Below are 10,060 nucleotides of genomic sequence, written 5' to 3'. Positions count from 1 at the left end.
GTTATAGTTGGGGATGGCGCGTTCCGCGCCCAGGTAGGTCAGCGTCACCAGGGCGGCGTTGGGATTAAGCATTGGCCGGCAGGCTTTCGCCATGGCGACGAAGCTGTAGGCGCTGATATCGTGCGCGATGGCGAAACCTTCACGGGTCACGGCGTTCACATAGTCGCCGTCCAATTGGTCGCCGGGGGCATAAGCGATGGCATGCACGAAACCGTCAAACGTCGGCCAGACATCGGCCAGACGGGTGAACAGCGCTTCTATGCTGGCATCTTCCGCCACGTCGCACGGCAGCACGATGCTGGAATTGAAATCGGCGGCAAACCCTTCCACCCGTGATTTCAATTTGTCATTCTGGTAAGTGAAAGCCAGCTCCGCACCCTCACGGTGCATAGCCTGAGCGATACCGTATGCAATTGAACGGTTGCTGGCAACGCCAGTCACCAGAATGCGCTTACCGGTAAGAAAACTCATAGCATTAATCCTTGTGATCATTATTTCATGCGATCGTGTGCCCCACGGTCAATCCGTGCAGCAACGCTCGTCGTTGATAAACCCGGCGAAGTGTAGCATGAATCTTTCGCCGGCGTGTAGATCTGCGCCCCTTGCGCCGGGTGACGCTGAGGGCGAGGCGCTCGCGCGCAATAGGGACTACGCCCTTAAGGCGTGGCGCCATCGCGCCGCCAGGCATCGGCGGTCAGGGCTTCGCCGAAGTGGCTGGCGATAAGCCGGCGGGTCAAATCGTGCAGCGGCGCCGCCAGGACATCGGCGGTGCTGCCGCGTTCCACCACTACGCCGTTTTGCATCACGATTATCTGATCGCTCACGTGCTTCATCATGCCCAAATGTTGGGTCACGTAAATAAACGAGATGCCTTTTTTCGCCTGTAGCTCGAGCATGAGATTGATGATTTGTGAGCACACCGACATATCCAGCGACGCCAGCGCTTCGTCCGCCACGATAACCTTGGGCTGCAAAATCAGCGCGCGCGCCAAACCGACGCGCTGTTTCTGCCCAGGCGCCAGCATGCGCGGATAGTAATAAGCGTGATCCGGCCGCAGGCCGACCTGGCGCAGCGTGGTGTCAATGGCCCGTTCACGTTCGCCGCCGGTCAGCGTGGTGTTCAGCCGCAGCGGCACGTCCAGCAGCTGGCCGACACGCTGGCGCGGGTTGAGGGCGTTGCTGGCATCCTGGAAAATCATGCGGATGCGCTGGCTACGGTAGCGGTAATCGCCAAAATGCAGCGGGTGATCGTCTATCAAGATCTCGCCGGCGCTGGGCTCGACGCTGCCGGCCAGCATTTTCGCCAGCGTCGATTTACCCGACCCGTTTTCACCAATAATGGCCAGCGTCTGGCCTTCGCGTAAAGTGAAGCTGACGTTTTGCACCGCCGTCACCTGATAGCGGCGAAATAGGCCCGTACGGTAGCGGAACGTTTTGCTCAGGTTGCGGGCTTCAAGCAGAGTTTCCATGCCTATTGCTCCTCCAGATTGAGGGGATAGTGGCAGGCGAAAAAGTGGTTTTTAACCGGCAGCAGCTGCGGCGCCTGGATGCAGGTCTTCTGCGCATAAGGGCAGCGCGGCCCCAGGCGGCAGCCGATAGGCAGATGCTCCAGCGACGGGATACCGCCGGGCAGGGTATTTAACCGGCTTTTGGACGGCATCGAGCGGCCGAAGTCGGGAATGGCGCGGATTAACGCCTGAGTGTAGGGGTGGTGTGGTGTGGCGATTAAATCCTCGCTTTGGGCACTTTCCACCGTTTGGCCGCAATACAGCACGTTGATGCGGTTGCACCACTTGCTCATCATCTGCAGGTCATGGCTTATCAGCAAAATGGTGGTGCTGTTATTTTGATTAAGGCGCGCCAGCAGGCGGAAAATTTGCGCCTGGGTGGTCGGCTCCATTGCGTTGGTGGGTTCGTCGGCAATCAACAGCCGCGGTTGATTGGCCAGGGTGATGGCGATCATCACCTTTTGACACTCGCCCTCGGTCAGCTCGTAGGGGTAGGCGTGCATAATCTCTTTGTGGGCTTTGAAGCCCACCCGGTGTAGCAGTTCGATGGCGCGCCGCTTGCGCCAGCCGAATCGTTGCCACCATTGGCCTTTATAGGTCCAGCCGGGGATGGACTGGATTATCTGCCGGCCGATGCGCTCCGACGGGTCGAGACAGGATTGCGGCTCCTGAAATATCATCGACACATTATGGCCCACCACCTTGCGCCGCTGGCGCGGGGTCAGCGCGAGCAGGTCGACATCGTCGAAACGGAAGCGATCGGCGGTTACCCGCCAGTTATCGCGGGTCACGCCGCAAATGGCTTTGGCGATAAGGCTCTTGCCCGAGCCGGATTCCCCCACCAGACCGCGGACTTCCCCTTCGCTCAGTGTGATACTCACGCGATCCACCGCCTTCACCGGCCCCTCGGGTGTCATGAACTCGATGGTGAGATTGTGAATATCCAATAACGGCATTACTCCACCTCCGCCACCATGGCGCGGCGCACGCCTTCACCAAAAATATTGACGATCAGCACGCTTAGCATGATCGCACAGCCCGGCAGCATCACCGCCCAGGGCGCGACATACACCAGTTCCAATTGATCGTCCATCATCGCGCCCCATTCCGGCGACGGCATCTGCGTGCCCAGATTGAGGAACCCGAGCGCGGCAATATCCAAGACGGCCATGGACAGGGCGCGGGTGAACTCCGACACCAGCTGACTGGCGATGTTCGGCAGCACCGCATAGCGCAGAATATGCGGCATCGACGCGCCATCCATCCGCACCGCCAAGATATAGTCCTTTTCCAGTTCGCTATGTACCGAAGTATAGACGGTGCGCACAATGCGTGGCAGCAGCGCCAGCCAGACCGCCAACATGGCATGTTCCAAACGGGGGCCGAGAAACGCCACCACCACAATGGCCAACAGCAGCGAGGGGATGGACAGCACGGTATCCAGCACGTGATTTAGCGCCGCCGAACGCAAACCGCGGGTGATGCCGGCCAGCACGCCGAGCGCCAGCCCGACCAGCGCCGCCGCCATGGTCACCACCAGCGCCGAGCCGAAGGTGGGCGCGGTACCGGCCAGTAGTCGGCTCAGCACATCGCGGCCCAAGTCATCAGTGCCGAGGAAAAAAGAGACGTCCCCGTAGCGCGACCACGAAGGGGGAAGCAGTTGATAGCCCAAAAACTGCTGATCCAGCGGGTAGGGCGCAAACAGCGTGCCGAACAGGCACAATAGGATCAGCAGGGCAAAACCGTAGAGACCCAGCATCGACATGGCGTCATGATAAAAGGTGCGCCATATCTGTGCCAGCGGGCCGGGCATGCGTTTTTCGCGATAAACATTATCTGAGGGCATACCACTCCTTATGGCGCAGCGGGTTTGCCAGCGCGCCGGGCATGCGTTTTTCGCGATAAACATTATCTGAGGGCATACCACTCCTTATGGCGCAGCGGGTTTGCCAGCGCGCCGACCACATCCGCCAGCACGTTAACGGAAATGACCAGAGTTCCCACCACCATCACGCCAGCGGAAATGGCGGCATAGTCCTGTTGTCGGATGGCGTTGATAAGCCAGCGACCCAGGCCCGGCCAGCTAAAGACCACCTCGGTTATCATTGCCAGGGTCAACATCGTGGAAAATTGCAGCCCCAGTTTGGGAATAATCGGCGGCAGCGCATTATGCAATAGGTGTCGGCGTACGATGGTCCAGCGCGACAACCCGCGAGTCGCGGCGGCGCGGATATAATTGCGGCCGATGACCTCAACGGTGCTGATGCGCATCAGCCGCACCACTTCGGTGGTCGGCGCCACCGCCAGCACGGCGATGGGCAATACCATATGCTTGAGCGCGCTGATGATCATTTCACTGCGGTAAGGGGAGTCCGACAGCCAGGCATCCAGCAGCGCGAAGCCGGTAATGCGCTGCACGGGATACAACAGATCGAAGCGGCCGGTGACCGGAAACCAGCCCAGATGCAGGGAAAAATAGAGCGTCAGCAGTAGTGCCAGCCAGAACACCGGCATCGACAGACCGAGCAGGGTGAAAATGCTGATACTGATATCCTGCCATTTACCGTGCGCCACGCCGGCGATAATGCCTAAGGGGATGCCGATCAGCAGCACCAGCAAAAAGGCCAGCAGGCATAGCTCCATCGTCGCGGGAAACACCTCGGCCAACTGCAGGCCGATCGACAGGCCGTTGATGCTGGAGACGCCAAAATTGCCGTGGATCAGGCTCCAGAAATAATAGCGATAGGCGTCAACGAGCGCCGCGCCGCCCAAGGGTGCGCCAGGGGTATAGTAGTTCAGGCAAAAGCCAACCAGGGTCAACAGAAACAGAGTGACCAACAGAAACACTAGCCGGTGCAGGGTAAAGATTATCATGGCGTCTGTTCCTGTCGTTCATCGCGGTACACGCCGGCGAAGGAGGCGTTGCCGAACGGACTGAGCACCAAACCGCGGATGCCGTAGCGATAGGCCTGCAGACGCAACGACGAGGCGAGCGGCAGCACCGGCAACGCCCTGTGCAGCAGCGCGTCGAACGCCGGATCGCACCAGCGCGCATAGTTGGTTTGCGAACCGATGGCGGCGCAGCTCAACAGCGGACGGAAAAAACTGTCTGGATCGTTACTGTCGGTGGACCAGCCCGAGAGCGTCATATCGTGATTCACCGCGGTCAGACGCGCCTCCTGAAAACGCCCCTCTACCGGGATAATGGTCAAGCGTATCCCCACCTGCGCCTGGATCAATTCAGCCGTTTTCAACGGGCTGGGATTATAGGATTGCGACGCGGTGGGCACCAGCAGATTAAGCCGTAATGACGGTTTGCCTAGCTCGCGCAGAATAGCGCGCGCCTTGGCGGGATTATATTCCGTGACCCGTGCATCATTATCATAGGCCCAGGAGGCGCGCGGCAGCAGCGACGCCGCGGTTTCGGCGATACCGTAATAGATGGATTGCATCAGCCGCGGATTGTTGATCGCCAGCGCGATGGCGTGCCGCAGCCGGACATCGTTCAGCGGCGGCTTGCGCGTATTGAAGGCCAGGTAAGCGATATTCATCCCGGGGCGCAGCGTCAGCCGCAGGCGAGGATCGTCGCGCAGAATGGATAACTGGCTGGCGGCGGGATAGGCCAAAACATCGCATTCGCCGGTCAAAAGCCGCGATAAACGCCAGATCCCGCCCGAGCTTAAATCGATCACCACCTGCGCCATACGCGGCTTTCCGCGCCAATAATTTTCATGGCGGGTGAGACGGATAAATTGCCCGGAGTGGTATTCATTGAGCATAAACGGCCCGGTACCGACCGGTAGGCGATCCAACTGCTCCTGATGGCCGCTGGCCGTAAGCCTGTCGGCATATTCCGCCGGCAGCACCGGCGCATAGTGGGTCGCCAGATGCCATAAAAATGAGGTGTCGGGGCTTTCTAAACGGAACTCCACAGTGTCGTTGTCGATACGTTTTACGCTCTGCACCGTTTGCGGGAACTGCAAACTGTCGAAATAGGGGTAATCACCGCCGTTGACGGCGTGCCAGGGGTGATGGACGTCGAACATACGCGCGAAGCTGAACACCACATCGTCGGCGTTGAGCGTGCGGGTTGGGGTAAACCAGGCGGTGTGCTGGAAGGCGATATTTTTGCGCAAATGAAAACGATAGGTCGCGCCGTTATCCAGGACTTCCCAGCGCTGCGCCAGTTCGGGGATAAGCCGATAGGTATAGGGATCCACCGCCAGCAGCCAATCGTAAAGCTGCGCGGATAAGGTATTAACGGTGACGCCGCTACTGGCCATTTGCGGGTTAAAGGTATTGACCACGCCGCTGACGCAATAGACAAAGCCGCTCTGGCGAATAGGCGGCAGCGGCGTGGGCGCGGCGTTCGACCGGGGATTCGCCGGCGCGGCATCAGGACCGGTGCCGGTAGCCACGACATCAGGCTCGGACGCGGCGTCGGCAGGCGTAGCGCCGGCGCCGCGCTGTGCAGCGTTGGGGGTGAGCGCGGCGGAAACGCCGCCTCCGGTGACTTTGTCACCGTTGCCCTCCATCCCGGCGGCGCCGGCCTCACGGGCCGTCCCGGCCGTTAGCAGCAGGGCGGCAACGGGCGTCAAACTGTAATCAGATTGTGTCGACATAAACCATTTTATTTCTGCCAGTAATGACTTGAGTTTACCTTACTCTGGCCGACCTCCCAATGCCGATGCACAGAAAGGTGCGCGTTTCTCCACCGACAGGCTTCCATTCCCCCCGATATCCGCTGCCTGCCTCTTTTTTGCTGGTCAAACTAGCGGCGGTAGCCCTGCGCCGAACGGTAAATTCCTGTTTACGGGTAAATTTTACGAAAGATCTTTCTTACATTAGATAATAATGTGTATCATTAGATAATAATAATAATAGTTATCATTTGAGTGTGGTTATTGTTAATTCCCTGCGCAAGTCAATGTGGGCACCCCGATATCGCCGCTGAAAAAGAGGGAGCCGCAAATAAGAGAGTGTAATTCATCTGTGTACTGTCACCGGCAGGGTTCGCCCGCGCCGTCACATCACGCTTTAACAATAATAAATGTCAGACAATTGGAGATTGCTTAATGACTATGTACCACAGGGGAATTCAGATAGCGCGTCTGAATAAAATCTTACTCACCGGTATTATGGGTGGTACCGCGTTTGGCGCCTTCGCCGCCAATACCGCGGCGACGGTGCCCGCCGTAACGGCACAGCCGACGGTGGCCAGCGAGACGGAAAATAAAGACGATCAAATCCGGGTGGTCGCCAGCAAAATAAAAAAAGAGGCCGGAACCAAAACCACGCTGAGCGCCAGCGATCTGCAAAAAGAGGGCGGCAATGACTTGGGCACGATTATGCGCTATCAGTCGCTGGTGAGCGCCACCGGCGCCGCCACGGGAACCGGCACCGGCAAAAGCGGTTTTGACCGCGGGGGATATACCGGCTATAACATTCGCGGCCTGGAGGCTAACCGCGTCTCTATCGATGTGGACGGCGTGGAACTGCCCAACGCCACCGGTAGAAGCTATGTCAGCCGTGCGGGGTCGGGCACGTTCGGGATTGGCCGCGATTATATCGACCCCTATATGTACGGCGGGGTCGGCATCGATTCCGGCGTAACCGACGTCACGCGCGCCAATCAGGCCATCGGCGGCGCGGTTTCGTTCCGTCCCAAGAGCCCGGATGATTACCTGTCCCCGACAAAATCCAGCTATTTCGGCTATCAAAGCGACTATGACTCGGCCAATCGCGGCTGGCATAACGGCATCACCGCCGGCGGCGCTGCGTGGCCTGATTGCCATCAGCCGCCGGGACGGCCAGGAAACCGGCAATAACAGCGACAGTGTGAAGGTGGCGCCGGCTAATTGGCACTCAAACGCCTTTTTAGCCTCCGGCAGCTGGCAGGTAAATGATAACCATCTGCTTACCGGCACCGTCGATTATTCTCACAAAACCAATCACACCCATTACGCCGCCTGGAACTCAGCCGGCAGCGCCATTATTGGCGCCAATCAGCAAACCAGCCAGACCCGACGCTGGAGCGCCACCCTGGATGATTTATGGCACCCGGATGTCGCGTGGGTGGATACCATCGACACCAAAGTCTTTTACCAAAATACCGAAGCCCACGATTGGACCTATGGACCTTCCACCATCGGCACCAGCCTTGTGACGACTTATTCCAATTACGATAGCAAAAGCTTTGGCATAACCAGCAATATGGAAAAAGAGTGGGGCATCCATGACATTCGCTGGGGTATCGATGCTCGGCGGTCCGATACCGAGCGGCCATTCAGCCAGGATCCCAGTCAAAGTTCGTTTAATTACATCATGCAGCCGGAAGCCAACAGTACCAGCGAGAATCTTGGCGCTTTCCTGCAAGATACAATGACCTGGGATCTGGCGGGACATGATTTTGCCGTGGTGCCGGGGGTTCGCGTAGCCTATCAACGCACCAAACCGAAAGATCTGTCCAACCTGGCCAATAGCACCCTGACCACGGACGAACTGGACACGCTCTATGGTTCGTTTAGCGATACGCAAGTCTTGCCGTCTTTAAGTTTTCTGTATGACATCACGCCGCGGCTGACCACCTATGTCCAGTACAAGCGCGGCGCGCAATTCCCCAATGCTAGCCAGATGTACGGTTCATGGAACCTCAGCTCCAGCTATGCGGGCAGCAGCCAGTATGCCTTGATTGGTAATACCAGCCTGGATACGGAAACCAGTAATAATTTTGAATGGGGCTTGAAAGGCGAAGCGGTAGAAGGGATAACGTTCAGCACGGCGGCGTTTTACAATACCTATAAAAACTTCATCGACTATACGTGTTATAGCCGGTCCGCCAATCCGGAGAAATTCACCAATATTCCCAGCAATATAGATATTGCTTATCAGGCGGAGAACCGCGACAAGGCCTATATCTACGGTGGCGAAGTTAGCGCGCGGTTCAACTTCGGCACCTGGTATCCGGATGTTGACGGCCTGCGCGCCCGCCTGGCGTTTGGTATGGCGGAAGGGGCGGCCAAATCCCATTATATGGGCGACAAGTACGTTGATTTGGACAGCGTGGCGCCGATGCGTTTGGTGGCCGGGGTGTCTTATGACGATCCTGGCGAGCTGTACGGTGCCGTGCTGACGGCGACTTTCAATAAAGGGAAACGGGCCAGCGCCACCAATCGCCAGAGTTATAATAATTCCGGCAGCGCGATTACCGATTCCACGCCGGAATATATGCGCGGGCCGGGCTATGTCCTGGTGGATTTGACGGACTATTACCGCATCACGAAAAACGTCAAGGTGAGCGGCGGGTTATACAATATTACCGATCGGAAATATTGGGATTACCTGAGCAGCCGCAATATTGAAACCAGCACCAATCAGGACCTCAGCGACCAGGCGCTGGCAACGCAACCGGGCAGGACGTTCCAGTTAGGGCTTAACGTGGACTTCTGATGCGCCGGGCGCCGGCATGACGGCTTTTCGCCCGTCAGATGGGCGAAAGTAGCCCTATCGGCGCCCGAACGGCCGTTATTCAGGCAGCAAAAACCCCTCCCGGGCCCCCGTAGCTCAGACGTCGAGCCTAGACAGTTCAATGCTGGCGTCCGATGGGGTTGTGTCCGGGGGGCATATCTCTCCTCGTTGGCCTCCGTACGCTCGGGACCGGGCGTCAAAATCATCGATGTAGGTGTGTGAACGCTTTGTATCGGGGTGGCAGAGAGGTCTACGCTCCTTTTTTGCCCTGTCCGAGGCCTCCGTGCGTCCGCACGCCACGCGCTTTCCCCCGACGTTGTTTCATGTCCGTCGCGCGTCGCCGCCCTCGCATGGGCGTTTCACGCGGGGCGTGAAAGGAAATGGCACGGTGATGGCAGCAACTGTAGCAAGGGAAGGGAACGGTGACGAAAAGCAATAAAACTAGCCGGGTCGCGCTCGCGGCGCTAAGGGAGAGCGACAGGATGCGCCCGGGAAAGACACACCGCGGTTGCGGCGAAACGCTAGGCGCAGGCCGTCAGGCGCTGCGCGAACTAGACGGCCAGGTGTGAAAGTTGCCACCGAAACGGCGCTTCATTTAAGGGCACGCTTGTTGTAACGACGTCACACCTGACCTTCGTCCCGCTTGCCGTTGGCGTTAAGCGGCGCCGGCGTGTGCGCCATCACCGCCGAGCTCGGCAATTTGCTCTCACCAGTGGCGCTGCTCGCTCTCGCCCTCGGTGCGCTGGCCATTAAATTGGGCAATTTGGGTCCCGTCGGCGGCAAAAAGTTCCAGACTGGTCACCATGCCGTCACAGGTGGGTTTACGCGTGACCCAGCTCTCTACGATAGCGTCTTCCCGCAGATGGAGGGTAAACGTCGGGTTAAAGATATTCAGCCACTCTTCCATCGGCGCTTGTTTTTGCACCGGGCCGGTAAAGACCTGTATGCAACTGCGATTGCCGACAAAAATCATGATCTCATTACCGGCCGCCTCAAGCCGCGGTAACAAATCACGCAAGGCATTATTTTTGTAAGCGCCCCGTGGAGGACGTCTTGAATTATTGGTGGGTTTGTTGCATGGCCCG

The 10,060-nt window shown here is 58.2% G+C and carries 7 protein-coding genes and 1 pseudogene; 1 reads left to right on the top strand and 7 read right to left on the bottom strand.

Features of this window, described 5'->3' with window-relative positions; all coding sequences use genetic code 11:
- From ACMX3H_RS19740 to sapA, 6 genes are all read right to left on the bottom strand, one after another.
- The coding region (locus ACMX3H_RS19740; RefSeq protein ID WP_415211921.1) for an SDR family oxidoreductase at nt 1-471 on the bottom strand (471 nt) is incomplete at its 3' end.
- 185 nt (nt 472-656) lie between these two features.
- A complete protein-coding gene (sapF, locus tag ACMX3H_RS19735) occupies nt 657-1,469 on the bottom strand; it encodes a putrescine export ABC transporter ATP-binding protein SapF (protein ID WP_415210492.1) in 813 nt (270 codons plus the stop codon).
- A gap of 2 nt (nt 1,470-1,471) precedes the next feature.
- Nucleotides 1,472-2,464: a putrescine export ABC transporter ATP-binding protein SapD gene (sapD, locus tag ACMX3H_RS19730; protein WP_415210493.1), complete on the bottom strand. Its 993-nt coding sequence runs from the start codon at nt 2,462-2,464 to the stop codon at nt 1,472-1,474.
- Nucleotides 2,464-3,354, bottom strand: coding sequence for a putrescine export ABC transporter permease SapC (gene sapC, locus ACMX3H_RS19725; RefSeq protein ID WP_415210494.1), 891 nt, complete (start codon nt 3,352-3,354; stop codon nt 2,464-2,466). Before sapC ends, sapD begins: the two co-directional genes overlap by 1 nt.
- A 62-nt stretch (nt 3,355-3,416) precedes the next feature.
- Nucleotides 3,417-4,382, bottom strand: coding sequence for a putrescine export ABC transporter permease SapB (gene sapB / locus ACMX3H_RS19720; RefSeq protein WP_415210495.1), 966 nt, complete (start codon nt 4,380-4,382; stop codon nt 3,417-3,419).
- On the bottom strand, nt 4,379-6,130 hold the full coding sequence (gene sapA, locus ACMX3H_RS19715) for an ABC transporter substrate-binding protein SapA (RefSeq protein WP_415210496.1): 1,752 nt from the start codon (nt 6,128-6,130) through the stop codon (nt 4,379-4,381). The genes sapB and sapA overlap by 4 nt, the downstream gene beginning before the upstream one ends.
- Nucleotides 6,131-6,646: 516 nt before the next feature.
- Here sapA and ACMX3H_RS19710 point away from each other — a divergent pair.
- A pseudogene (locus ACMX3H_RS19710) lies at nt 6,647-8,957 on the top strand (TonB-dependent receptor domain-containing protein).
- 724 nt (nt 8,958-9,681) lie between these two features.
- On the opposite strand, the gene ACMX3H_RS19705 reads toward ACMX3H_RS19710, so the two are convergent.
- On the bottom strand, nt 9,682-10,060 hold a 379-nt coding region (locus ACMX3H_RS19705), incomplete at its 5' end, for a ChuX/HutX family heme-like substrate-binding protein (RefSeq protein WP_415211920.1).

Origin of the sequence: Sodalis sp. (in: enterobacteria), from assembly GCF_047607725.1 — a bacterium.
Classification (GTDB): Bacteria; Pseudomonadota; Gammaproteobacteria; order Enterobacterales; family Enterobacteriaceae; genus JBLKSS01.
This window is presented reverse-complemented; position numbering and strand designations above follow the sequence as displayed.

Bases quoted from the DNA above. Each gene is read 5' to 3' on its own strand.
- sapF (WP_415210492.1), bottom strand. From the start codon at position 1,469: ATGGAAACTCTGCTTGAAGCCCGCAACCTGAGCAAAACGTTCCGCTAC.
- sapB (WP_415210495.1), bottom strand. From the start codon at position 4,382: ATGATAATCTTTACCCTGCACCGGCTAGTGTTTCTGTTGGTCACTCTG.
- sapC (WP_415210494.1), bottom strand. From the start codon at position 3,354: ATGCCCTCAGATAATGTTTATCGCGAAAAACGCATGCCCGGCCCGCTG.
- sapD (WP_415210493.1), bottom strand. From the start codon at position 2,464: ATGCCGTTATTGGATATTCACAATCTCACCATCGAGTTCATGACACCC.
- sapA (WP_415210496.1), bottom strand. From the start codon at position 6,130: ATGTCGACACAATCTGATTACAGTTTGACGCCCGTTGCCGCCCTGCTG.